This is a genomic window from Actinomycetaceae bacterium MB13-C1-2, from assembly GCA_035621235.1.
In the GTDB taxonomy this organism is placed as follows: domain Bacteria; phylum Actinomycetota; class Actinomycetes; order Actinomycetales; family Actinomycetaceae; genus Scrofimicrobium.
Genome location: CP141731.1, coordinates 336,377 through 360,122, shown reverse-complemented (window position 1 = coordinate 360,122; position 23,746 = coordinate 336,377). Strand labels below are relative to the sequence as shown.

Below are 23,746 nucleotides of genomic sequence, written 5' to 3'. Positions count from 1 at the left end.
GGATAACCGGTACGGCACTGCCAATCTGCACATAGCTTCGTTAATATTGCAAGTGATGAAGAATCTGTTTGCGTCGACTAAAAGCAAGGTCATTGCCGGGGTAGTGGCTCTATTTGTGTTGCTCGGCGGTGTCGTAGCCGGTACTCTCGCGTACTTCGGTGCGCATGCTCTCCCCGGATCAACGATCGCTGGGCACGATGTCGGTGGACAAAGTCGCGAGCAGGTCATGGACACGCTGCAGGGGCTGATAGATCAACAGAAGGTAGAGATCGAGGGACCAAATGGGGACGTGACCCCGGTTGACTTCGAGCAAGCGGGGGTATTGGTTGATGTCGACGCTACCGTCGACCAGGTATTCCACAACAATGAAGGATTCGCTGATCGAGTTCGTGGACTCTTCGGTAGCAACGACGTAGAGCCGGTAGTCGTCGCGGACCAAGCAAAGCTCGAAAGCTACGCTGACTCCATCGAGTTCTCGGGCGAGTCTGAACCGGTTGATGCAGCCGTGCACTTTGACAACGATTCAAAGATGTTTGTCGTCAGTGCCTCCTCGGAGGGCAACGTCGTTGATGCGAACGCGCTCGGAGAAGAACTGCTCGCCGCGGCATCGACTCTTGGCGATGCGACTGTCACCGCAACTTCTTCGCTGGTAGAGCCGACTCTGACGACCGAGATTGCTCAGACGGCGGCTGAAAAGGCTAATCAGTGGACTCAGATGTCGGTCAAAGTCACTGATGCGGAACTCTGGACTGAATGGCCTGAGCCAGAAGACATCGCTTCCTGGATCAAGTTTGAGCCCGAGGACGGAACGCTTGAGCCGGTGGTTGATAAGGCCGAGGTGACCAAGTGGGTGAACAAGCTCGCTGATGCGACCAAGGCTGAGCCTGTTCCAGGAGTTCAGAACGTCAACTCTGATGGGAAAGTCCTCGCTGTCGCCAATGAGGGTCAGCAGGGACGCGAGGTGAACAACGTCGACAAGATTACGGTGGGAATACTCGACGCCTTCAAGACTGAGACGCCGTATACAGCTGATTTTGAGTACACGCTTACCGAGCCGACTTTCGAACAAAGGCTAATCGCCCCCGGCGCTGAGAGTCTGTCATACCAGGCCGCGCCCGGCGAACGTTGGATTGATATCAGCCTCTCAACTTACACAGTTACCGCGTACGAGGGTGCCACTCCCGTGATGCAGATTCCGACTGCTCACGGAGCGCCAACGACGCCAACACTTCCCGGTAGTTTCGCGATCTATGCGAAGATTCCGCTCCAGGACATGAGGGGAACCAACCCGGACGGGTCAAAGTATCTGACCAAGGACGTTCCCTGGGTTCTGTACTACGACGGGAACTACGCGGTTCACGGAGCGCCGTGGCGCAGCGCATTTGGATTCGAGCCCGGTGAGGGTGGATCTCACGGTTGCGTGAACATTCCTGCAATGCAGGCCAAGGAACTATATGACTGGGCCAGCATAGGTAACAAGGTCGTCGTTCACTACTAGTGCCTGTGCTAGTAGTGATGCGGGAAATCTGACCAGTCCGGATCACGGTGCTCTAGAAACGCGTCCCGCCCCTCGCGTGCTTCGTCGGTCATGTACGCGAGGCGCGTCGCTTCGCCAGCGAACATCTGCTGGCCGGCTAGTCCGTCATCGGCCAGATTGAAGGCATACTTCAACATTCGAATCGCCTGTGGAGATTTCGTCGCAATGGTGCGGCAATAGCCGATAGCGGCTTCCTCAAGTTGATTATGAGGAACCGCCTCGTTTATCGCTCCCCAGCGCTCTGCCTGCTCTGCGGTATACGGTCTGGCCAGGAAGAAGATTTCTCTGGCCCGTCGATCGCCGACCTGTCGGGCCAAGAGCGCAGAGCCGTATCCCGCATCGAACGACCCCACATTTGCATCTGTTTGCATGAACATTGCATGTTCTTTCGAGGCCACCGCAAGGTCGCAGACAACCGCTAGCGAGTGACCGCCGCCAGCGGCCCAGCCGTTCACGGCTGCAACGACGGGCTTGGGCATGAAGCGGATCAGGCGTTGGACTTCGAGGATATGCAGTCGACCGGCGCGGGCCTTGTCTGTCTTGGAGTTTGGATCCGGGGAATACAGATATCCATCTTTGCCGCGAACTCGCTGGTCGCCCCCTGAACTGAACGCATAACCGCCGTCCTTGGGACTCGGCCCGTTCCCGGTGATTATCACTGCGGCAACATCGCTGGTGGTGCGTGCGTCTTCGAGTGCGATCAACAGTTCGTCAACGGTTTGAGGGCGGAATGCGTTTCTCACCTCCGGACGGTTGAAGGCGACTCGAACCCATGGGAGGTTCTCTCCCTCGGGCGCGCCGTCGTCCTTGCCCCTGGAGATTCCACGGTGGTAAGTGATATCTGAGAAGTCGAAACCGGGCACAACCTCCCAGCGCGACGGATCAAACGTGTCCGAGACAATAGTCTTGCTACTCATTTCATCCACGATAGTCCGTACTATTTCAGCATGACGAACATTGAACACTTCCTGGTGCCCGGCGCGAACCTTCTGCGCGAACTTGATGAGACCGATGAGCAGTGGAGAAACCTTATTGAGTTGGCTGCGATCTTGAAGCGGGAAAAGAAGGACGGTACCGAAACCAAGTACATGTCCGGCAGGAACATTGCTTTGATCTTCGCCAAGACATCGACTCGAACTAGATGTGCGTTCGAGGTGGCTGCTGCCGACCAGGGGGCGATGACCACCTATCTTGATCCAACTGGATCCCAACTGGGTCACAAGGAATCCGTCTCCGACACGGCGAAGGTACTGGGTCGTTTTTATGACGGAATCGAGTATCGCGGCGACAGCCAGGAAGCCGTCGAAATCCTCGCGCGCGATTCAGGCGTCCCAGTGTGGAACGGACTAACCGACATCTGGCACCCAACCCAGATGCTGGCCGACTCCCTGACAATGTTGGAGCACAGCAACGGACGCGATTTCGCCGACATCTCGTACGCGTACGTTGGGGATGCTCGATTCAATATGGGGCGCTCTCTGCTAATCAATGGGGCAATGCTCGGTAGTGACGTTCGTATCGTCGCACCGAAAGAGCTACAGCCGTCCGAGGACGTAATCGCCGAAGCAGCGTCGCGCGCGGAGAAGTCCGGGGCTCGGATCACGGTCACGGACGATTTGGACGCTATCGAGGGGGTGCAGTTCGTCCACACGGACATCTGGGTCTCTATGGGAGAACCAATGGATGTGTGGCAGGAACGGATCAGGATTCTCCTGCCTTACCGGGTCACCGAAGAACTGATGGCAAAGGCCGGACCTCAGGCAAGGTTTATGCATTGTCTTCCTTCGTTCCATGACCTAAACACCACCGTTGGCAAGCAGATCTATAACGAGTTTGGGTTGGACGGCATCGAAGTTACCGGTGAGGTGTTCGAGGGGCCGCGAAACATTGCTTTCGATCAAGCTGAGAACCGAATGCATACCATCAAGGCCGTGATGGTCCGTTCGCTCGGAAGGGCGTAACTTCCGAGGTGTCAGTTCGTCCACGCTTGAGCGCTGTTCCGCTCGGGTCCGAACCCGCCCATGTGCGCCAGCTTCTCGGCGACGTGGACGAGGTGGTTGTCTACCAGGTCCCCCTGACCACCCGGTTCCGGGGTGTAACACAGCGGCAGGGACTTCTGCTTCGAGGAAAGAACGGGTGGGGCGAGTGCGCGCCGTTCTGGGATTATGGGCCGTCGGAATCATCCCGGTGGCTGGAAAGCGCAATAGAATGCGCGACCGCAGAGGGTCCAGCGCCGAGGCGAGGTGAGGTGCCGGTTAATGTCACGATTCCAGTCGTACCCCTGCCACAGGTGAAGGCTAGGATCGAGAGACAACCGGGCTGCACCACGGCCAAGGTGAAGGTGGCGGACAGGGGAGTGCTCGACGAGCATGACCTCGCCCGAGTCACCTTTACGGCTGAGCTATTGGCCGAACTCTACGGTGAGCGCGCCCGCGTTAGGGTCGATGCCAACGCCGCCTGGGGCGTTGACGAGGCGGCCGCCGCGTTGGGGGCACTGGACGAGGCGGCACGATCAGTGGGTGGCCTTGAGTACGCGGAGCAGCCGTGCGCTGGTGTGGAAGAACTCAAGAGAGTACGCGCCAAAACGGGGGTGCCGATTGCGGCGGACGAATCTATCCGCAGAGCGGAAGACCCGCTACTAGCTCGTGATGCCGCTGATGTCGCAGTCCTGAAGGTGGCTCCGCTTGGTGGGATCAAGCGGTGTCTGTGGGTGGAGAGAGAACTGAAACTTCCCACGGTGGTCTCTTCGGCCCTCGACACCTCGATCGGTCTGGCGGCGGGTGTAGAACTTGCGGCTGCCCTTGGGCGACTCGATTATGCCTGTGGTCTCAACACGGGCTCTCTTCTGGCAGCTGACGTGGTCGATGACCCACTACTCAGCTCAGCGGAGCAAACCCCCGGCTATCTGTCGGTCGACAGCGCGCGGGCAGTCCGACTCGGAGAACTCGCTGTGCACGCTGATCGGGTTCCCTCGTCGATTGTTGAAGACTGGACCAAACGACTCGATGCCATGGCTCTCCATCTGGTAGCTCCCCTCGGGTAGAAGAAACCTCCCTTCCGGCCCAATCTCCAATCAGATAGGAGGGTGACACGCCGTAAAATCGGCCCAGAAAGTCCCCTATCTGATTGGCAAACGAGAACGTGTGAGGATTGCATGGTGAAACAGACTCATAACACTGCATCGCTGGAGACCGCCAGCCTGATCGTCGGCTCGCTGATCTCTTGCGGAGTCCGAAAGTTTGCCTACTGCTCGGGGTCAAGGAACGCCCCATTCGCATATGCACTTGCTCGGTACGAGCAGGCGGGGTTGGCGACAGTCTGCACGTTTGCTGAAGAACGTGGAGCTGGCTTCTGGGCGGTGGGCGCTCTCCAGGGGGCGAAGGATGCAGACTCCTCGGTGGCAGTTATTACAACTTCTGGCACGGCAGTATCTGAACTGCACCCAGCCATTGAAGAGGCCAAGTACCTGAGTCTCCCGTTGGTCGTTGTTACGGCGGATCGGCCGTTTGAACTCCAGGGTGTTGGAGCCAACCAGACCACTGAGCAAAATGGGATTTTTGGTGCTTCAGTTGTAGCCGATGCGCAGATTCCGGCCATTGACGACCCGGATGATCCAGGGATGCGGCGAGCCATTACCTCCCGCGTCCGTAGGTTGACAGCGCGAGGAAGTGGACACGGCGGATTACCGGGTCCCGTGCACCTGAACGTCTGTCTGCGCGAACCCCTCGCGCCAGGAAATGGGACGACATCGACGTCTACTTCTGTGGTGGAGTTACCGTCTGTCGGGCCCTCATTCTCGTCAGGTACAGGGGTCTACTGGTCCCAGGTCGTGGACCCAACACTTCGTACGGTCGTTGTCGCTGGCGATGGGCCGGGTAAGCGCGAGGGTTCCCACACGCGTTTGGTGGCCGAGTACGCCAGCGAACTAGGTATCCCGATTATTGCGGAACCATCGTCGGGCTTGTGTGATCTGGTTTCTTGGCTCCCTCATGGACCACTCGTCGCGGATAGGTTGCTGAGGGATCTGGAGAACAATACTGATGAGTCTGTCGAGCAGATCATAGTGGTTGGTCGGCCGACCCTGTCGCGCGAGGTGGAACGTCTGCTTGGCAACATCGGTGGGAACGGGACAAAAAAGATAGTGGTGAGTCCGTCTGAGCGGTGGCAGGATGTCACGGGCACGGCAACGGACGTGGTTTCGGATCTTCTTCCTGATCCGAATGGCGAATCCGAGGCGTCATTCGATGTTGCTAGACGGAACTGGCAGCAGTATTGCAGACAAATTGCAGCCGATGTGGAAACGGTCGTTCGAGAGGAGTCGAGGGGGCTGGGGCACCTGGGCGCCGCGCGAATGATCTGGCGACACAGCCGGGACATCAGCCTTTGGTTGGCCGCCTCAAATGTGATTCGCTCCTTCGATCTTGGCGCTTCGGCCCCCGGAGCTAGAAGCGTCTACTCAAACAGGGGACTGGCTGGGATAGATGGAACCATCGCCTCGGCGCTGGGACTTCAGCAGCAGCTGGGCACACCAGTGCGGGCGGTGCTCGGAGACCTAAGCTTCACATACGACCTGCCGAGTCTTTCCGCGAGGCCCAGCGGGGATCAGGACATTCAATTGATTGTCTTCGAAGACGGCGGAGGAAGTATTTTTCACTCGCTAGAACACGGACCTGCGACAGACTGGGAGACCTACCAGAAGTATTTTGGAATTCCTCAGAGTCTTGACGTATGCGCGGTAGCACAGGCATGTGGCTGGAAGACCGAGTCAGTTCAGTCGATTGAAGAACTCCGAGCAATCATGGTCTCTCCTGTGAAGGGCCGTTCGCTGGTCCGAATCCCCCTGGAACTGCCGACAGAGCGGTTCGAGGCAGTCAGGACCCGAGCGAGTCTTCTTAGCTGACCTCGGTTACTGCCCATCCGCGATGATTGCCAGCATCGGGGATACAGCCAGGTTGGTGCCGTCTGGATTCGCAACTCGGATCACTCTTCGATTCGTACGCGGTTCCTGCGCGTCAATTGACAAATGGTCCGGGTCGCCGCGATGTCGCGTGTGAGCGCTCGATGCTAGGTTTGCCGTGTGGGTTCGTTCGGCCGAACTCAGGTGTTTCTAGTGAGGAAGTCATATGTCCGTCTCCGATCTGTCCGCTAGCACGCAGAATTATCTGAAAGCTGTCTGGAGTCTGTCGGAGTGGTCCGACTCGCCGGTAACTACCAAACTCATCTCTGACAAAACGGGGCTGAAACTTTCAACCGTCTCGGATGGGGTACGCAAACTCGCAGAGCAGGGACTGCTTGAGCACACTCCATATGGTTCTGTGACGCTATCTGATCGCGGACACACATATGCGGTGACGATGGTGCGGCGTCACCGCTTAATCGAGTCTTTTTTGGTGACTGTTCTGGGCTATTCCTGGGATCAGGTTCATGACGAGGCAGAGGTTCTGGAACATTCCGTTTCGGATTTCATGATTGATCGGATCGACCGGGTCCTTAACTACCCGACTCGTGATCCGCACGGTGATCCCATTCCTGCTGCCGACGGCACTTTGTTACAGCTTGAAGCTGCGCCTCTTTCAACCGGCGATGTTGGGAAAAATGTTGTTGTCGAGCGAATCTCGGACGAGGACCCCGCGCTTCTTCAGTTCTTTGATTCGCAGGGGATCAGAGTCGGTAAGCGGCTTGAGGTTTTGGACGGTCCCCCATTTTCAGAGTCTGTCCAGATTCTGTACGAGGAACGAGCCGAGCCCGTGGTCCTTGGAAACCGGGCGATGTCGGCACTGTTCATCTCGGCTCTACACGGATAGCTGTAACCAGGGCGTGTCTCCTAAACCTGTGCTCGGGCGCGGATTTCCTGGGCACCACAGCGAGCAGGGATTTTGGAGACACCCCTCAGTGCTCACGGTCGGCTCGGGGGCGTGTATGGCGACTAAGTCGGAGAACGGGTCAATCACTCTCAGCGAAAGTTCAGGTTTGCTTAGGTTTTGTCTCGGAAATGTGTCGCATACTTGGGCCAGGAATGCCACGAATTCGGTGGCTGACGAATCCGAGGATGACTTGAATGGCTGAAGAGAACGCGCAGGGACAAGAGCCGCTGAATCCCACGGGCAACCCGGCACCGACAGACAGCGACCCTTCTCAGTACTCATGGGTTAGGCAACGTAGTGAGAGTCCCTTTGCCCCTCCTGGGCAGACGCCCTACCCTTCTAGACGTTTCGCGACGCAGAACTCGGTCCCACAGGGCGGGTTTCAGGGGTCCGCCCCCCAGAGTTCAGTGCCTCAAAGCGGCCCGCGAAATCCCTATGTGACTCAGCCGTTTTCTACCCCGTCGGCGTCAGGCCAGGGCGGAGTTCGTCCTCCTGCGCCTCCCGCAGGAGGAGGCGGAGCTTGGAATAGTGGAGTTCCGCCGCTTAGCGCGCCTCCGCCGCAGAAGACAGCAGTTGCGACCAAGAGGGGCCCGGGTTGGCTTGCACTGGTCACCGCGATGGTGGTTACTGCACTCCTGACCTCGGGACTCTGGTTTGGCATGACCAACAGCGGTCTTGTGGAGAACGGGTTGGCCTCTAACATCAATAGCTCGACCAGCACCCCGACACAATCGGGAGAGGTTCTTCCTCCGGTCACCGAGGGCGTTGCTGCACCCGATTGGGAAGAGGTCGCGGCAACGGTTCGCCAGGCGACCGTTTCAATCACTGTTGAGGGGCAGTCCAGTGCTGCAACAGGCTCGGGGGTCGTATATGACTCTTCGGGCTACATCGTCACAAACCACCACGTTGTCGAGCCAGCGATAGATGGCGGGAAGATTACGGTTTCGACCCACGACGGACTTTTGTACGAGGCAACAATCCTGGGCACCGACCAGACGACGGACCTGGCGGTTCTGAAGGTCAGCGACAGCGCGAACCTGGTTGCCGCAAGATTTGGAACGTCGAGTGACCTTAAGGTCGGACAACCCGTTATGGCAGTTGGTTCACCCCTGGGTTTGGCTGACACCGTAACCACAGGAGTCATCTCGGCTCTAGACCGTCCCGTCTCGGTGGCAGCTTCCGGCCAGATTGATCCGCTGGACCCAAGCGATCAGGCGCCGGCCGAAATGGTCGTTACTAACGCGATCCAGATTGACGCATCAATCAATCCGGGTAACTCAGGCGGGCCCCTTTTTGAAGCGACCGGTGACGTAATCGGGATCAACTCGTCGATTGCCTCCAACTCCTCAAGTGCGGAGACTGCGGGATCAATCGGTCTCGGCTTCGCTATTCCTGTGGATCTGGTTAAGAACGTTGTAGATCAGATAATCACCACCGGATCCGTGCAGCATGCCCTGCTGGGTGTTTCGATTCAGTCGGTATCCTTCAGCCGCGGAGACTCCGGACAACTGGGGGCCGAGGTTGTGATGATTGTTCCCGGGGGCGCCGCAGAACAGGCGGGCCTGCAGACCGGAGACATCATCGTCGGCATTGACGGGAAACCGGTTACCGCATCAGCTGCTCTAACCGGCTACGTGCGCAGACACGCCGTTGGCGACGTTGTTACGCTCGATGTTGTTCGAGACGGACAGGACATGCAGGTCGAGGCGACCCTTCAGTCAAAGTAGTTAGGGGTTTTCTACTTGGAGGGCTTCGAGTAGCGGGCGCATCTTGGCTCTGGTCTCGGCAAGCTCTAGGTCGGGATTAGAGTCAGGCATTATGCCGCCACCCGCAAAGACCCTGATCGATTCCCGGTCTTCGGAAAGCTGGCCGCACCGTAGAGCGATTCCGAACTCCCCGTCTCCGTTCCCGTCGACCCATCCCACTGGGCCGGTGTAGCGCCCACGCTGGGTTCCTTCGATCCCTTCGAGTATGTCGAAGGCGAGTTTTGTTGGGGTGCCACAGACGGCTGCGGTGGGATGAAGGGCATCAACAACATCGAGAACATTGGCGTCCCTGATAATGGCCGTTACTTCGGTAGACAGGTGTGTCACATTGGGCAGTTCAAGTAGCTCTGGCTCAACAGGAACGTTCATCGACTCTGTGAGTGGGGCAACGGCACGGGCCACGGACTCAACCGCGAGATGGTGTTCGGTGCGATTCTTGATTGAGTCAAGCAACTCCGCCCCGTTGCCTGGCGCGGAGGTTCCAGCCAGTACTCGGGACTCGAACAGTTCTCGGTCCAGCGATGCCAGCATCTCGGGTGTTGCGCCAATCAGACCTTCGACGGCATAAACCCAGGTTGTCGGATAGCGGTGCTGCAACTGGTCCGCCAGGTAACGTTCATCCAACGGGTTGCTTGCGGAGACCACGATGTCCCTAGTCAGCACCACTTTCGAGGCGGCCCCGGATCGCAGCATCATGACCAGTCTTCCGACTGCTTCCTTCCACTTGGACTGCGTCATTCGTCCGGGATCCGTCCACAGTCCCGACGGGGTCTCCATGGGAGTGATTGCCGCCGTCAGAACAGAGTCTGGTTCAGGAGCCGAGTTACCCAGTGCAGCAGTAACCAGCCAGCATCGACTACCGCGTTCCCCGTGAACTCTGATGGCGGCCGACGCGGGAACCAGAAGAACTCCCGGTGTGTGCGAAGCGAAACCAAACGAAGCAACTGCAACGGGCCATTTCAACTCATCCTGAACCACTTCTGAACGAGGATGCACCTCAATCCTGGCCGCGGCGGCAATGCGATCCCAGGTGCGTGCGGCTTCCCTGATTGCATGGACCCCATCAAACTGAAGCCGTAGCGCGCATCCCCAACCGACCAGTTCGACTCGGTCACCGAGCCAGCAGCTGAAAGCATTGGGAGTCGGGGCCAGGGAGATCAGGTTTTCTGGTAGTTGGTCGACCTCTTTTACCCTTACAAGAAGAGCGTCAGAAACCTCACTACTTGCCGTGTTTGGGTTCTCTTTGTCAGATGGAGTAGTCATCACCGCCCCTTTGCTCGCAACTGAAACCTTTGCTCCCCAGACCGTATCGCGCCACGATGGTGGTAGCCAAGTGCGTTCACGGGCGCGAAGTGGGATTGGTAGCCGGTGGATAATCGATACATGACCGATAACCATGTGCGAGCTGACCTGGATAAAGACCCCCAGCAAGTTGCGGCAATGTTCGATGCCGTGGCGCCAAACTACGACCTAACGAATGATGTGATCTCCCTTGGTCAAGTTTTTGTTTGGCGGCGTGCGGTAAACCAGGCGATCAAGGTCGGCCCGGGGGATCGTGTTCTGGATGTCGCGGCGGGTACCGGAACCTCATCTATGGCACTTAGAAAGACCGGAGCACAGGTAGTGGCCGTTGATCTCTCAAGTGGAATGATTGAAGTTGGACGAACGCGGCATCCGGAGATCGAGTTTGTCATGGGTTCCGTGACTGATCTGCCGTTTGAGGACAACTCATTCGATGCAGTGACCATTAGCTTTGGCCTGCGCAACGTGGACCTGGTTGACGAGGCTCTTTCGGAGATGGTCAGAGTGACACGGCCCGGGGGAGTCGTGCTGGTCTGTGAGTTTTCTAAGCCAAAGCCGGTGGTGGCTCCTTTTGAATCCCTATACCTGGAGTTTCTTGCACCAAACCTTGCTCGCTTGGTCTCTCCGGCAGGCGAGGCATACGACTATCTTTCCGAGTCGATTTTTGACTGGCACGATCAGCAGACTCTTGGTCGGATGATGCAAAATGCAGGTCTTGAGGATGTCGGATACCGGAACCTGACTTTCGGCGCAGTGGCTCTGCACAGAGGGTACAAGCCCGGACCGCATCCGTTAGCGCCGTGGAGTGCTGAGTGGCACGGATTACAGTGGGATAAATAGGTTACTTAGTCCTTCCTAATTTCAACACGCAGGTTCGTGTCGGGTTGCTGTAACCAACCCCGTTATGCGCTTTTTCGAGGCGATGAGTAGGCTTGTTGACGGTCCGGTCGCCAGGAGTCGAGTGGACCAGATTGAAGTGGCCACAACGCTAGGTAGACGGAGACTCAATTGGGCGCTGACGTAGTCTCGAACATCGAGGCCGATGTCGTCATCGTTGGCGCCGGTCCGGGTGGTTCCTCAGCCGCGTATCACCTTGCATCTTTGGGGTTGGATGTTGCCGTCCTGGACAAGGCGACATTCCCGCGAGACAAGGTGTGTGGCGATGGCCTGACCCCAGCGGCGGTCTCTGAGATTCAGCTGATGGGAGTAAATACCGACGGTTGGGCTCGAAATCGCGGGCTGAGAGTCGTCGGTGGCGGCAATGAGATGTACTTTGAGTGGCCCGATCAGGCCTCCCTCCCCGGATACGGAATGACCCGCACCCGTATGGAGCTGGACAACGACCTGATTGAACGAGCCGTGCAGGTCGGGGCCAGGTTGTACCAGGGATATCAGGTAACCGGAGCCATTCTTTCCGACACGGGACGTGTGGTCGGCGTTCGTGGCCGTGTTGGGCGAGGAGCCGAGGCGCGCGAGTTCTCCGCAGTTGGGCGGCTGATCGTTGACGCCGGGGGCGTTTCAGCGAGGCTTGCGACATCTCTGGGACTGGAGAAAAAGACCAACCGCCCGCTCGGTGTCGCGGCCAGAACCTACTTCCGTTCTCCACGGGGAGATCATCCGTGGATGGAGTCCTACCTGGAGTTGTGGAGTGGGAAGCCAGGCGAGTCTGAACTGCTACCAGGTTACGGTTGGATTTTCCCGCTCGGAAACGGAGTCGTGAACGTTGGATTGGGCTCAGTGTCCTCGGATGCGACTTCTACGACGTTGCCCTACAGAGAGGTTTTCTCGAAGTGGGTCCAAAACATGCCGCCGGAGTGGGAGATAAAGCCCGAGAACCAGATCGGACCGCTACGCAGTGCCGCGTTGCCAATGTCTTTCAATCGAGGACCGCACTACAGCAACGGACTAGCCCTTGTTGGTGACGCAGGGGGAATGGTCTCACCGTTCAATGGAGAGGGAATTGCCCCCGCTATGAAGGCCGGCCGCCTTCTGGCCGATGCGACTGCCAGTGCACTGGGGCGGGACACCGAAGCGTCATTTGATCTGGCTATGAGCGCCTATCCTGAACAGTTGCAAAACGTCTACGGCGGGTATTATTCACTGGGCCGGATTTTTGTTGCACTTATTGAAAACCCAAAGATAATGCGGCTTTGCACATACTATGGGTTACCTCGTCGCCGATTGATGAAGTTTGTAAACAAGCTCTTGTCTGACGGCTACGAGCGTTCTGGTGGGGACATTGATGACCGCATCATCACGACGTTAACGAAGTTGGTCCCGTCAGCATGACACTGGGATGGGGATTTTGGAGGAAAGATGACTAACCCGTATGTAGCGCTGCTAATCATGGCAGCGGTCGCACTCACAGTCTCTGTGGCTGGCCTGGGCCTCTCCGCGATTCTTGGCCCCAGCCAAAAGAACAAGGTCATGGCTGAGAACTATGAGTGCGGTATCGACCCGGGACCGCAGCGCATTGAAGACGGTCGATTCCCGGTCAAGTACTACCTGGTCGCGATGACGTTCATCATTTTCGATATCGAAGTGGTTTTCCTTTACCCGTGGGCCGTTTCATTTGACGTGCTCGGTCCGTTTGGGTTGGTGTCGATTCTGTTGTTCCTAGCGCTGATCACCGTTCCATATCTTTACGAGCTACGCCGCAAGGGCCTGGACTGGACCTGATAGGAGATTTCGATGGGTATTGAAGAAAAGCTTCCTGCTGGAATCGGGCTTACCAGCGTCGAGAAGGTGGTTGGTCTGGCTCGCAAGCACAGTCAGTTCCCGGTCACCATGGGTCTTGCCTGCTGCGCGATTGAAATGATGGCTGGTGGAACACCTCGTTTTGATATGGCTCGTTTTGGCCTAGAAGTGTTCCGGGCATCTCCGCGTCACGCCGATCTTATGATTGTCTCGGGTCGAGTGAGCCAGAAAATGGCCCCCGTGATCAGGCGCGTTTACGATGCGATGCCGGAACCCAAGTGGGTTATCTCGATGGGCGCGTGTGCTTCCTCTGGCGGAATGTTCAACAACTACGCCATTGTTCAAGGGTGCGACCACATCGTCCCCGTGGATGTCTATCTTCCCGGTTGTCCTCCTCGCCCTGAAGCGCTAATCCATGCAGTTCTTACGCTCCGCGAGCAGATCGGCAATGAGCCGCTTGGTGTGCACCGTGAGGAGATCGCGCGTAAGGCCGAGGCAGCGGCTCTTGCCGCCACCCCGACTCACCAGATGAAGGGACTTCTTGCATGAGCGACGTTGAGTACGTGGGCCCCGACGCAGGCGGAGAACTACAGGTTCCTGCGTCCAGGTTCGCAGGCCCAGAGGTGATCTCGGTGCGTCACGGCGCGTTCGGGGTGCAGGACGACGGTGACACCACCGGATTCGGCGGCCTTGTACAGACCTTCACTCTTCCAGGCGCTTCGCCTCGCCCATACGGTTCATGGTTCGATGAGGCCGTTGACGTCCTCGAAGAACTGATCGCCGAGGCTGGCCTAAAAACTGACGAGGTCATCGAAAAGGTAGTCGTCAACCCAAGTGGAGAACTAATCATCTACGTGGCAAGACAACACCTTCCGTTCGTCGCTCAGCAACTGCGTGATGATCAAGACCTACGCTTTGAAATGTGCCTCGGAGTCTCTGCGGTGAACTACCCCGGAGACGTAGGAAGAGAGTTACACGGGCTCTACCCACTGCGCTCGTTCACCCACAATCGGACGATCTTCCTCGATGTTGCGTGCCCCGACGATGACCCGCACATTCCCTCTATCGTTCCTATCTACCCGGGCAATGACTGGCCCGAGCGTGAGGCATGGGACCTGATGGGGATCGTCTTCGATGGGCATCCCTCGCTGACTCGAATTGAGATGCCTCATGATTGGGTGGGGCACCCGCAACGCAAGGACTACCCGCTCGGTGGAGTCCCAATCGAATACCGCGGAGCTACCGTCCCGCCGGTCGACACACGGAGGTCTTACAACTGATGGCAACATCTGCAAGTGCCTTCTTTGCTACCCAGGGGGGATCAGAACCCTCTCTTGAGGATTTCCCAGAGGTAATGGCTCAGGGGGGCGACTGGGAGGACGTGATCGAAGAGATCCGCCGAATTTCTTCCGAACGTGTCGTTCTCAACATGGGTCCGGTTCACCCGTCAACGCACGGCGTTATCCGCCTCATCCTGGAACTCGACGGCGAAATGGTGCGTGACACTCGAGTAGACATCGGATATCTGCACACCGGTATCGAAAAGAATATGGAGTTCCGCAACTGGACTCAGGGGACCACGTTCGTGACCCGCATGGACTACGTTGCTCCGTTCTTCCAAGAGGTTGCGTACTGTCTGGCGGTTGAGAAGCTTCTTGGCGTTACCGATCAGATTCCGGAGCGTGCGACGCTGATCCGCGTTCTACTCATGGAACTGAATCGCATTGCTTCGCACATAGTCGCGATTGGAACCGGTGGCAACGAGCTCGGTGCTACCACCATGATGACCATTGCGTTCCGTGGACGTGAGGAAATCTTACGGATCTTTGAACGCATCACTGGTCTGCGGATGAACCACGGCTATGTCCGCCCCGGCGGTGTGCCACTCGATTTACCCGAGGGAACAACGGACTATGTTCGTTCATTGCTTCCGAAGGTGCGTCGCGACGTGGGAGAGCTTCAGGACTTAACCCTGCAGAACCCGATCTTCAAGAAGCGCTTCATCGGTGTTGGTTATCTGCCAATGGAAGCCATGATGGCGCTCAGCCTGACCGGACCCGCGCTTCGAGCCGGAGGACTTCCAACGGACCTGCGTAAGGACGCTCCGTACTGTGGGTACGAAGACTATGAGTTTGACGTTCCGACGTACGACTCGTCCGACGCGTACAACCGCGTTTTGGTTCGCTTTGATGAGTGCTACCAGTCGCTGAGAATCGTTGAACAGGTTCTGCGTCGCCTTGATGAGACCGAGGGGGCGCCGGTGATGATTCAGGATAAGTCGATTGCATGGCCTAGCCAGCTAACAGTTGGACCTGACGGTCAGGGAAACAACCCCGCGCACATCGCGAAGATCATGGGTCAGTCGATGGAATCGCTGATTCACCATTTCAAGTTGGCGACCGAGGGATTCAAGGTTCCCGCTGGCCAAACGTATATTGAGATCGAACACGCGAAGGGAATTCAGGGCGTACACGTGGTTTCGGCCGGTGGAACCAGGCCGTTCCGCGTACATTTCCGTGATCCCTCGTTCAATAATCTTCAGTCTCTATCTATGTCGACCGAGGGAGGCCAATTGGCGGACGTAGTTGTAACGCTTGCCTCGCTTGACCCGGTGGCGGGAGGGGTGGACCGATGACGTACACGAGTGAAGTTGATGCTCGTCTGCGCGAGCAAGCAGCCGAGATCATTTCCCGGTACCCGAGCGGGCATGCTCGCTCCGCGTTGATTCCGATGCTGCATCTGGTGCAGTCAGAGGATGGTTATGTCAGCCGCGACGGGATTGCGTTTTGTTCAGAGCTGTTGGATATCAGCCAACCTGAAGTGTCGGCCGTGGCAACTTTCTACACTCAGTTCAAGCGGCATCCGAACGGTGAATACAACGTCGGTGTTTGCACCAACGCCCTCTGCGGTGTTTTGGGCGGAGAGCAGATTTTTGAGGAACTGTCCGAGGAACTGCAGATCGGACACGACGAGACCACCGAGGACGGGAAGATAACCCTCGAACGCCTTGAGTGCAACGCCGCGTGTGATTACGCGCCGGTCATTATGGTGAACTGGGAGTTCTTCGACAACCAGACCCCCCAGTCGGCAAAGCAATTGGTAGAAGACATTCGTGAAGGGCGGCCGGTCACCCCGAGCCGTGGCCCGGACGAGGTACACACGTTCAAGGAAGTTTCGCATACGCTGGCCGGATTCCCTGATGGCCTGGCCAACCAGGGACCGAGTGGCGGCTACGCCACTTTCCAGGGACTACGAGTTGCTGCCGAGCATGATTGGACGGCTCCAGTTCCAGTCGGGGCGAGCGCTGAGAAGGGCGAGGGGAACAAGTAATGGTTGAGTTCACCAAGGCCGATCCGCTGACCCCGGCTCTTACCAAAAACTGGGACAAGCCCGAGTCGTGGACCCTCAAGGCCGCACTGGCAAACGGTGCATACGAGGGATTGAAGAAGGCGAACGCAATGGAGCCGGCCGACATCACCCAAACGGTGAAAGACGCTGGAATCCGAGGTCGAGGTGGTGCCGGCTTCCCCGCAGGAATGAAGTGGTCATTCCTTCCACCTGACGACGGAATGCCTCGTTACCTTGTGGTCAACGCCGACGAGTCCGAACCGGGAACCTGCAAGGATATGCCGCTACTTATGGCTGACCCGCACCTGCTGGTCGAGGGTATTGCCATTGCCTCTCGGGCGATTCGTTGCGAGCATGCATTTGTTTATCTTCGTGGCGAGGTAGTCCACGTGTATCGCCGGCTGATGAACGCCATTAATGAAGCAACCGAGGCCGGCCTGCTCGGCGATCTGAAGATCACTGCGCACGCCGGTGCAGGTGCCTACATCTGTGGCGAGGAGACTGCGCTACTCGACTCACTCGAAGGGCGCAGGGGACACCCCCGTCTGAAGCCGCCTTTCCCGGCAGTCGCCGGGCTCTACGCCCGCCCCTCTGTCGTCAATAACGTTGAGACCATCTCTGATGTTGCCTTGGTCTTTCGTAACTCGGCACCCTGGTACGCCTCGATGGGAACTGAACGTTCGCAGGGGTGCGGTATCTTCTCTGTCTCGGGCCACGTCAATCAGCCCGGTCAATATGAAGCACCGTTCGGCGTCACCATGCGAGAACTCTTGGAGTTCAGTGGTGGGATCCGCGACGGACACCAGCTTAAGTTCTGGACTCCTGGTGGCTCGTCAACGCCGTTGTTCACCGAGAAGGACCTGGACGTCCCGCTCGACTATGAGGGAGTTGCGGCGGCGGGTTCTATGCTCGGTACCCGTGCACTTCAGGTTTTTGATGAGACTACTTCCGTGGTTCGTGTCGTCCGTATGTGGACTGAGTTCTATCAGCATGAGTCGTGCGGCAAATGCACCCCGTGTCGCGAGGGCACTTATTGGATGAAGCAGATCATGTTGCGTCTGGAAGCCGGAAAGGGCAAGCCTGGAGACATTGATTTACTTAATGAGGTCGCATCGAACATCTTTGGCCGTTCGTTCTGTGCCCTTGGTGACGCGGCAGCTACCCCAGTCAGATCGGCAATCTCACTGTTCCGCGATGAGTTTGAGGCAGGGCTTACGACGCCAGCTTGGGAACTCTTCCCGTATGAACACTCAACAATTCTTGCCAAGGGAGGTGTTCGATGACCGCGCTAGCTGACAAGGTCGTCCTCACCATTGATGACGTGGAGGTTCAGGCCGACCCTGGAACACTCATCATTCGCGCTGCGGAGCAGGTCGGAATCCGGATTCCCCGCTTCTGCGACCACCCTCTACTAAAGCCGGTGGCGGCGTGCCGTCAGTGTTTGGTTGAGGTCGGAACCCCGGATCGCGATGGAAACCTCCGGATGATGCCCAAGCCGCAACCCTCGTGTGCTATCGAGGTCTCACCAGGAATGGTGGTCAAGACTCAGCGCACATCCGAGGTGGCGGCGAAGGCGCAAGAGGGAGTTATGGAGTTCCTACTCCTTAATCACCCTCTCGACTGTCCCATCTGTGACAAGGGCGGCGAGTGCCCACTGCAGAATCAGGCAATGTCCGAGGGACGAACAGACTCTCGGTTCACGGGCGTAAAGCGCGTGTATCCGAAGCCAATGCGTCTGACCACCCAGATTCTGCTCGACCGCGATCGTTGTATTCTTTGCCAGCGATGTGTTCGTTTCGCCAAGGAAATTCCCGGCGACGCGTTTATCGATCTGCAGGGACGTGGGGGTGGCTCATCTCCAATCGACGAACACCAGTTCATGGCGGAGCAGATTGGAACATTTGACGCCGAGGTCCTTGGGTTCCACGTGGATGGCATCAAGTCCCCTGAGCACACCGATATCTCCGGCCCATATGGGCAAGAGGGCATTATCTCTTCGGTCTACTCAGGTCCTCTCAAGACCTCTGAGAAGGACCAGGCGGATCGTACTTTCGGATCATATTTCTCAGGTAACATCATCCAGATTTGCCCGGTCGGTGCTCTGACCTCGAATACCTATCGATTCCAGGCGCGCCCGTTCGATCTGACTTCGACTCCGGCTATCGCCGAACACGATGCTTCCGGCTCAGCGGTTCGCGTCGATGTCCGTCGCGGCGAAGTAAAGAGGAAGCTATCGCAGAATGATCCCGAGGTGAACGAGGAGTGGATTACTGATAAGGATCGCTTTGCTTTCCCCTGGTATCGGCAGTCTGATCGTTTGACGATGCCTCTGGTCCGCGAGAATGGCGAGTTGGTCGCTACTTCGTGGTCCGACGCAGTCGACCGCGCCGCCAAGGGACTTTCGAAGGCCGTCAACTCCGGTGAGGGCGTCGGCGTTCTTACCGGTGGCCGAGTGTCGTTTGAGGATGCCTGGGCCTACTCGAAGTTCGCTCGGACGGTCCTTCGGACCAACAACGTCGACTCCCGTTGGCGCGTGTCAAACGCAAGCGAGGAAGAGGAGCAGTTCCTCGGATCGTTGGTAGCCGGACGTGGACTCGGGACGACTTACGAGGACGTTGAGAAAGCTAGCCAGGTCCTTCTGGTTGCTCTGGAGCCCGAGGACGAGTGCGGCTCACTGTTCCTTCGCCTACGCAAGGGATTCACTGCTGGCACCCTTTCGGTCGCTACTGTCGCTCCGCTGATGACCCGTGGCAGCGAAAAACTTGGGGCCTCTCTTCTGTCGGCTGTTCCGGGGACGGAAGCAGATGTGGTCAGCAAGATCAGCGCTCGCGGCGGTCACAAGGAGGTCTTTAGCGCGCTGAAAGAGGGCGGGGTAATCCTGGTCGGTGAGCGTGCGGCCCGTGTTCCCGGTCTGCTTTCTGCCGTCGCAAAGCTCGCTTCGGCAACGGGTGCGGATCTTCAGTGGATTCCAAGGCGGGCAGGCGATCGAGGCGGAGTCGACGCAGGCTTGTTGCCGGGGCTTCTCCCCTTTGGACGACAGGTTGCGGACGCTGAGGCCCGGGAATCACTGGGTTGGGGAGACATCCCGGACACGCGTGGACTCGATGCTGAACAGATTTTGGCACAGGCGAAGAGCGGCAAGATTGGTGCCCTGATCACGGGTGGCCTCGATCTTCGAGACTGGAGAGATCCTGAGACCGCCAAAGCGGCGATCAAGACGGCTCCGTTCGTTGTGGCTTTCGAGGTGCGAAGAACTGACGTTACCGAGGAAGCCGACGTGGTGTTCCCGGTGGCTCCCCCGGTCGAGAGGAACGGAACCTTCATCAACTGGGAAGGACGGCTTCGTCCGTTTGGTCAGGCGATCGCCTCGCGTACTCAGCCTGAACGAGTGGTGCTTGGAATGATCGCCACCGAAATGGGATATGACCTGAAGGTCGACTCTCTTACAGACCTCTACTCTGAAGTTAACCCACTAATGATTTGGAAGGGTTCCAGGGCCGAGTCTCCGACGGTGAAGGCGCAGAAAGGCGAGAACGGCGGAGCTGACTTTGTCCTCGCCTCCCATAAGGTAATGGTCGACTTGGGTCGCATGATTGACGGGGCGAATGACCTTCGCCTCGCGGCACGGAAGCCCGTAGCCTTAGTTTCCCAGACCTCACTCGAGAAGATCGGAGCTGACGAGGACGACAGGGTCGCCATCGTCGGTGAACGCGGAACGATGCGGCTTCCAGTTGAGGTAGGCGAACTTCCCGATGGCGTTATCTGGGTTCCCGAGTGCTCTGTTGGTAACGGAATCAACCAGGATCTGGGTCCCGCGGGTTCGTCGGTTTCGGTCACCGTGGTCTCTGCGGCGAAAGACAGGAAGGTGGCGTCGTGATTTCAACCCTGATCTCTGCGGGGGTCCCCGAGTACCAGGTCGCGGACTACTCCGATGACACCTGGTGGCTGGCGCTGATCAAAGCAATCTTCCTGATCTTGTTCTTGATCGTCTCCGTGATCATGGCGCTGTGGGTGGAACGTCGCAGCCTCGGCTTGATGCAGACTCGTAAGGGGCCAAACGTCGCTGGACCTTTGGGGTTGTTCCAAGCGCTGGCGGATGCTGGAAAAATGATGTTCAAAGAGGACATCTGGACCAAACGTTCAGATAAGTTCCTCTACTTCCTGGCCCCGGTGATTATGGCATTCTCGGCCTTCTCTGTCCTGGCGGTAATTCCTTTTGGACCCAACGTCCATATGTTTGGTCACTCAACGCCGTTGCAACTGGCGGACACGCCGGTCGCGGCCCTGTATATTTTGGCGATCACTTCGCTCGGGCTGTATGGCATCGTCCTGGGCGGTTGGTCGGCCAGATCGACTCTTCCGCTCTACGGCGCGGTGCGTTCCTCCGCTCAGGTCATCTCATATGAGCTTTCCATGGGCATGGCGCTGGTCTCTGTATTCCTTATGTCCGGTTCGATGTCCACCTCTGAGATTGTTCTTGCGCAGTCGCGGACCTGGTGGGCCTTTGCACTACTTCCGGCATTCATCGTCTACCTCATTTCGATGGTCGGTGAGATCAACCGTCTCCCCTTCGACCTTCCCGAGGCTGAGGGAGAAATCGTTGCCGGCCACATGACCGAGTACTCATCAATGAAGTTCGGCTGGTATTACCTGGCCGAATACATCAACATGGTCAACGTCTCCGCCGTGGCAACAACAATGTTCCTCGGCGGCTGGCATGCGCCATGGCCATTCAGTCACATTGATGGAATCAATGATGGCTGGTGGGGCATGTTCTGGATCATCCTCAAGATCTGGGTCTTGATGTTTGCGATTATTTGGACTCGTGGCACACTGCTCCGGTTCAGGTACGACCAGTTCATGAACCTGGGATGGAAGGGGCTACTTCCAATCGCACTGGGCTGGATCGTCATTGTGGCGCTGCTTCGAGGCGTTCAGCTCTGGGTGCCCGATTCACTTCTGTTGATGGTTGCCCTGCTGATTGGTGTTGTCATCTTGATCGCCGTCATTGTGTATCTACTCGGCGGCGACGACAAGGACTCCGGTGCGGCGTTTGACCCAGAAGAACCATTCGATGCATTCGCGGGCGGCTATCCGGTGCCGCCTCTTCCTGGTCAGACCCTTCCACCGTCGCCTCGTGCCGGTCGGATCAAGGTTGCCGTCACGACCGATGGGACTGTCCCGGATGACGCGCCGCAAATCGACGCGGGAGAAACCCTGGAGGCTACTAATGAGTGACCAGAGTAAGAGGCGTGAAGAGCAGCAGGATCTTGAGGACGTTGCTCAGGATCTTCAGGCTGGGGTAGATGCCGATAAGGAGCTTGTCGAGCCAGAAAAGACGTCTGGGGAGGGTGAGCTCCTATACGAGCACGATCCCCGCGGCCCCATCGGTTCTCTGCTCGCGCCCGCCGCCGGATACGGTGTCACCTTCTCTTCCATGTTCCGCAAGGCGGAGACGGAACAGTATCCGTTTGAACCGGCGCAACTACAACCTCGTTTCCATGGCCGTCACCACCTGAACCTGTACGAGGACGGCCTCGAAAAGTGCATTGGTTGCGAACTCTGTGCTTGGGCGTGTCCCGCTGACGCCATCCTCGTCGAGGCAGCGTCAAATACCCCCGAAGAACAGCATTCTCCAGGCGAACGATACGGGCGCGTCTACCAGATCAACTACTTACGTTGTATCTTTTGCGGGTTCTGCATTGAAGCCTGCCCAACGCGGGCGCTGACCATGGGTGATGACTTCGAGTTGGCGGAATACACGCGTCTTGATGACATCTATGACAAGGACATGCTTCTCGCTCCTCTTCCGCAGGGCGCTGTCGCCGCCCCACACCCGATGGTTGAGGGAATGAGCGACATCGACTATTACGAGGGCGAGGTCAAGGGTTCGACCCAGGAACAGATTGACTGGGTGAAACAACACCGCCCTGACGATCCGTCGCTTGAGACTGCACGCCCGATTGATGCACGCACAAATGCGAAGGAGGGCTCCGATGACTGACGTGGCCTCTCTGGGATGGCCCCAGATGGGTAGCGCGGGAGAAGCTGCGCTGTTCTGGATCACCGCCGCCTTTATGGTGGCAGGGGCACTGGGCCTACTTTTCTTCAAGAAGGCTGCCTACGCTGTCCTTTCAATGGTCCTGGTCATGATTGGCATGGCCATTGTCTTCTTCATGCTTCAAGCTCCGTTCAATGGAGCCGTCCAAGTGATTGTGTACACGGGCGCGATTTTGATGCTGTTCCTCTTTGTCATCATGATGATTGGCGTGGGGGCGTCCGATGGTTACATGGAGCAACGACGGGGTTACATCATTGCTGCGATTCTTGGTGGCCTGGGACTGGCCGTGCTCCTGGTTTCGGCAGTGTTTGCCTCGAAGGTTCCCGGACCTGGAAAAATGCCATTCGATCCCTACTCGAATGAACCGATTACGGCGCTAGCAGCCAATCTGTTCCAAGAGCACTGGATGACCATACAGGTAACGGCAGCTCTGTTGATTACCGCCGCAATTGGCGCGGTCCTTCTGACTCACTCTGATCAACTAAGCCCCAAGCTTTCGCAGCGCAGTGTCGCAAGAGCGCGAATGACCGCATACAAGAACAAGGGTCGACACATCGGGCAGCTTCCGTCTCCCGGTGTTTATGCGACTTCCAATGCGGTGGACAACCCGGCGATCGCAGGCGACACTCTTGAGGTTGCTGAAGAGTCGATTCCGAGGGTCTTAAAGTTGCGAGGCCTTGAGAAGCCACTTCACGAGGTCGAACCGGGAATCGCGGAAGCCCTTCGTCTGGCACGCGGGAAAGATCGCGCTGTTAGCCGCTGGGGAAATGATGTGAAGGTGCAACAGTCCAAGGCATGGGGTATGCGTGGCGAAGCTGCACCGACGGGCCTGAATCAGGTTCGCAAGGAAGATCTGGAGGATCAGAAGTGAGCCTCGCGTACTACATCGCATTGGCGATGGTGCTGTTCTCGATCGGAGCGGTGACCGTCGTTGTCCGCAAGTCCACGATTATCTCGATTCTCGGCGTCGAACTGATGCTTAACTCGGCAAACCTGGTATTCATCGCGTTCGCGCGTGTTTTCGGCGATGTCGGTGGTCAGGTCATGGCCTTCTTCGTGATGGTCGTGGCAGCGGCTGAAGTCGTGGTTGGCCTGTCGATTGTGGTGGAGATCTTCAAGTCCCGTGCCTCAACGGACCTCGACGAAGCTACGGCACTGCGGAACTAGGGGG

21 protein-coding genes are annotated in these 23,746 nt (G+C 57.6%); 19 read left to right on the top strand and 2 right to left on the bottom strand.

Annotated features, from left to right (window positions below; genetic code table 11):
* Window positions 1-55 precede the first annotated feature (55 nt).
* The gene (locus U6G28_01440; GenBank protein ID WRS30383.1) at window positions 56-1,498 is read left to right on the top strand and encodes a L,D-transpeptidase family protein; all 1,443 of its coding nucleotides are present in this window, start codon (window positions 56-58) and stop codon (window positions 1,496-1,498) included.
* A gap of 8 nt (window positions 1,499-1,506) precedes the next feature.
* On the opposite strand, the gene U6G28_01435 is transcribed toward U6G28_01440, so the two are convergent.
* Window positions 1,507-2,454 carry a 1,4-dihydroxy-2-naphthoyl-CoA synthase gene (locus U6G28_01435; GenBank protein ID WRS30382.1) on the bottom strand — a complete coding sequence of 316 codons (948 nt, stop codon included), beginning with the start codon at window positions 2,452-2,454 and terminating at the stop codon, window positions 1,507-1,509.
* Window positions 2,455-2,484: 30 nt separating this feature from the next.
* On the opposite strand from U6G28_01435, the gene argF reads away from it, so the two are divergent.
* From argF to U6G28_01410, 5 genes are all read left to right on the top strand, one after another.
* Window positions 2,485-3,498: an ornithine carbamoyltransferase gene (gene argF, locus U6G28_01430; GenBank protein WRS30381.1), complete on the top strand. Its 1,014-nt coding sequence runs from the start codon at window positions 2,485-2,487 to the stop codon at window positions 3,496-3,498.
* A gap of 26 nt (window positions 3,499-3,524) precedes the next feature.
* Complete coding sequence (locus U6G28_01425) at window positions 3,525-4,580, top strand: o-succinylbenzoate synthase (protein ID WRS30380.1); 1,056 nt, start codon at window positions 3,525-3,527, stop codon at window positions 4,578-4,580.
* A gap of 111 nt (window positions 4,581-4,691) precedes the next feature.
* Window positions 4,692-6,437 carry a 2-succinyl-5-enolpyruvyl-6-hydroxy-3-cyclohexene-1-carboxylic-acid synthase gene (gene menD, locus U6G28_01420; protein WRS30379.1) on the top strand — a complete coding sequence of 582 codons (1,746 nt, stop codon included), beginning with the start codon at window positions 4,692-4,694 and terminating at the stop codon, window positions 6,435-6,437.
* Window positions 6,438-6,660: 223 nt separating this feature from the next.
* Window positions 6,661-7,341: a metal-dependent transcriptional regulator gene (locus tag U6G28_01415; protein WRS30378.1), complete on the top strand. Its 681-nt coding sequence runs from the start codon at window positions 6,661-6,663 to the stop codon at window positions 7,339-7,341.
* A 254-nt stretch (window positions 7,342-7,595) separates the two neighbouring features.
* Entirely contained in the window at window positions 7,596-9,128 is a 1,533-nt protein-coding gene (locus U6G28_01410) for a trypsin-like peptidase domain-containing protein (GenBank protein WRS30377.1), read from the top strand.
* On the opposite strand, the gene U6G28_01405 is transcribed toward U6G28_01410, so the two are convergent.
* The gene (locus tag U6G28_01405; GenBank protein ID WRS30376.1) at window positions 9,129-10,430 is read right to left on the bottom strand and encodes a chorismate-binding protein; all 1,302 of its coding nucleotides are present in this window, start codon (window positions 10,428-10,430) and stop codon (window positions 9,129-9,131) included.
* 120 nt (window positions 10,431-10,550) lie between these two features.
* Between U6G28_01405 and U6G28_01400 the strand changes: the two genes are divergently transcribed.
* The 13 genes from U6G28_01400 to nuoK all read left to right on the top strand — a co-directional run bounded on the left by U6G28_01400 (window position 10,551) and on the right by nuoK (window position 23,742).
* The gene (locus U6G28_01400; GenBank protein ID WRS30375.1) at window positions 10,551-11,309 is read left to right on the top strand and encodes a class I SAM-dependent methyltransferase; all 759 of its coding nucleotides are present in this window, start codon (window positions 10,551-10,553) and stop codon (window positions 11,307-11,309) included.
* 168 nt (window positions 11,310-11,477) lie between these two features.
* Window positions 11,478-12,758 (top strand): geranylgeranyl reductase family protein, encoded by a 1,281-nt coding sequence (locus tag U6G28_01395; protein ID WRS30374.1) that lies wholly within the window; start codon window positions 11,478-11,480, stop codon window positions 12,756-12,758.
* 27 nt (window positions 12,759-12,785) lie between these two features.
* Window positions 12,786-13,148 (top strand): NADH-quinone oxidoreductase subunit A, encoded by a 363-nt coding sequence (gene ndhC, locus U6G28_01390; protein ID WRS30373.1) that lies wholly within the window; start codon window positions 12,786-12,788, stop codon window positions 13,146-13,148.
* Window positions 13,149-13,160: 12 nt separating this feature from the next.
* Window positions 13,161-13,715, top strand: coding sequence for an NADH-quinone oxidoreductase subunit B family protein (locus tag U6G28_01385; GenBank protein WRS30372.1), 555 nt, complete (start codon window positions 13,161-13,163; stop codon window positions 13,713-13,715).
* On the top strand, window positions 13,712-14,446 hold the full coding sequence (locus U6G28_01380) for an NADH-quinone oxidoreductase subunit C (protein ID WRS30371.1): 735 nt from the start codon (window positions 13,712-13,714) through the stop codon (window positions 14,444-14,446). The genes U6G28_01385 and U6G28_01380 overlap by 4 nt, the downstream gene beginning before the upstream one ends.
* Window positions 14,446-15,801: an NADH-quinone oxidoreductase subunit D gene (locus tag U6G28_01375; protein ID WRS30370.1), complete on the top strand. Its 1,356-nt coding sequence runs from the start codon at window positions 14,446-14,448 to the stop codon at window positions 15,799-15,801. The genes U6G28_01380 and U6G28_01375 overlap by 1 nt, the downstream gene beginning before the upstream one ends.
* Complete coding sequence (nuoE, locus tag U6G28_01370) at window positions 15,798-16,496, top strand: NADH-quinone oxidoreductase subunit NuoE (protein ID WRS30369.1); 699 nt, start codon at window positions 15,798-15,800, stop codon at window positions 16,494-16,496. Before U6G28_01375 ends, nuoE begins: the two co-directional genes overlap by 4 nt.
* The gene (gene nuoF / locus U6G28_01365) at window positions 16,496-17,797 is read left to right on the top strand and encodes an NADH-quinone oxidoreductase subunit NuoF (GenBank protein WRS30368.1); all 1,302 of its coding nucleotides are present in this window, start codon (window positions 16,496-16,498) and stop codon (window positions 17,795-17,797) included. Before nuoE ends, nuoF begins: the two co-directional genes overlap by 1 nt.
* The gene (locus U6G28_01360; protein ID WRS30367.1) at window positions 17,794-20,391 is read left to right on the top strand and encodes an NADH-quinone oxidoreductase subunit G; all 2,598 of its coding nucleotides are present in this window, start codon (window positions 17,794-17,796) and stop codon (window positions 20,389-20,391) included. The genes nuoF and U6G28_01360 overlap by 4 nt, the downstream gene beginning before the upstream one ends.
* Entirely contained in the window at window positions 20,388-21,752 is a 1,365-nt protein-coding gene (gene nuoH, locus U6G28_01355) for an NADH-quinone oxidoreductase subunit NuoH (GenBank protein ID WRS30366.1), read from the top strand. The genes U6G28_01360 and nuoH overlap by 4 nt, the downstream gene beginning before the upstream one ends.
* Window positions 21,745-22,518 carry an NADH-quinone oxidoreductase subunit NuoI gene (nuoI, locus tag U6G28_01350; protein ID WRS30365.1) on the top strand — a complete coding sequence of 258 codons (774 nt, stop codon included), beginning with the start codon at window positions 21,745-21,747 and terminating at the stop codon, window positions 22,516-22,518. Before nuoH ends, nuoI begins: the two co-directional genes overlap by 8 nt.
* Window positions 22,511-23,446, top strand: a complete 936-nt coding sequence (locus tag U6G28_01345) for an NADH-quinone oxidoreductase subunit J (protein WRS30364.1) — start codon at window positions 22,511-22,513, stop codon at window positions 23,444-23,446. The genes nuoI and U6G28_01345 overlap by 8 nt, the downstream gene beginning before the upstream one ends.
* Window positions 23,443-23,742: an NADH-quinone oxidoreductase subunit NuoK gene (gene nuoK, locus U6G28_01340; GenBank protein ID WRS30363.1), complete on the top strand. Its 300-nt coding sequence runs from the start codon at window positions 23,443-23,445 to the stop codon at window positions 23,740-23,742. Before U6G28_01345 ends, nuoK begins: the two co-directional genes overlap by 4 nt.
* The last annotated feature ends 4 nt before the right edge of the window (window positions 23,743-23,746 follow it).

Bases quoted from the DNA above. Each gene is read 5' to 3' on its own strand.
- U6G28_01440 (WRS30383.1), top strand. From the start codon at position 56: ATGAAGAATCTGTTTGCGTCGACTAAAAGCAAGGTCATTGCCGGGGTA.
- U6G28_01435 (WRS30382.1), bottom strand. From the start codon at position 2,454: ATGAGTAGCAAGACTATTGTCTCGGACACGTTTGATCCGTCGCGCTGG.
- argF (WRS30381.1), top strand. From the start codon at position 2,485: ATGACGAACATTGAACACTTCCTGGTGCCCGGCGCGAACCTTCTGCGC.
- menD (WRS30379.1), top strand. From the start codon at position 4,692: ATGGTGAAACAGACTCATAACACTGCATCGCTGGAGACCGCCAGCCTG.
- U6G28_01415 (WRS30378.1), top strand. From the start codon at position 6,661: ATGTCCGTCTCCGATCTGTCCGCTAGCACGCAGAATTATCTGAAAGCT.
- U6G28_01410 (WRS30377.1), top strand. From the start codon at position 7,596: ATGGCTGAAGAGAACGCGCAGGGACAAGAGCCGCTGAATCCCACGGGC.
- U6G28_01405 (WRS30376.1), bottom strand. From the start codon at position 10,430: ATGACTACTCCATCTGACAAAGAGAACCCAAACACGGCAAGTAGTGAG.
- U6G28_01400 (WRS30375.1), top strand. From the start codon at position 10,551: ATGACCGATAACCATGTGCGAGCTGACCTGGATAAAGACCCCCAGCAA.
- ndhC (WRS30373.1), top strand. From the start codon at position 12,786: ATGACTAACCCGTATGTAGCGCTGCTAATCATGGCAGCGGTCGCACTC.
- U6G28_01385 (WRS30372.1), top strand. From the start codon at position 13,161: ATGGGTATTGAAGAAAAGCTTCCTGCTGGAATCGGGCTTACCAGCGTC.
- U6G28_01380 (WRS30371.1), top strand. From the start codon at position 13,712: ATGAGCGACGTTGAGTACGTGGGCCCCGACGCAGGCGGAGAACTACAG.
- U6G28_01375 (WRS30370.1), top strand. From the start codon at position 14,446: ATGGCAACATCTGCAAGTGCCTTCTTTGCTACCCAGGGGGGATCAGAA.
- nuoE (WRS30369.1), top strand. From the start codon at position 15,798: ATGACGTACACGAGTGAAGTTGATGCTCGTCTGCGCGAGCAAGCAGCC.
- nuoF (WRS30368.1), top strand. From the start codon at position 16,496: ATGGTTGAGTTCACCAAGGCCGATCCGCTGACCCCGGCTCTTACCAAA.
- U6G28_01360 (WRS30367.1), top strand. From the start codon at position 17,794: ATGACCGCGCTAGCTGACAAGGTCGTCCTCACCATTGATGACGTGGAG.
- nuoI (WRS30365.1), top strand. From the start codon at position 21,745: ATGAGTGACCAGAGTAAGAGGCGTGAAGAGCAGCAGGATCTTGAGGAC.
- U6G28_01345 (WRS30364.1), top strand. From the start codon at position 22,511: ATGACTGACGTGGCCTCTCTGGGATGGCCCCAGATGGGTAGCGCGGGA.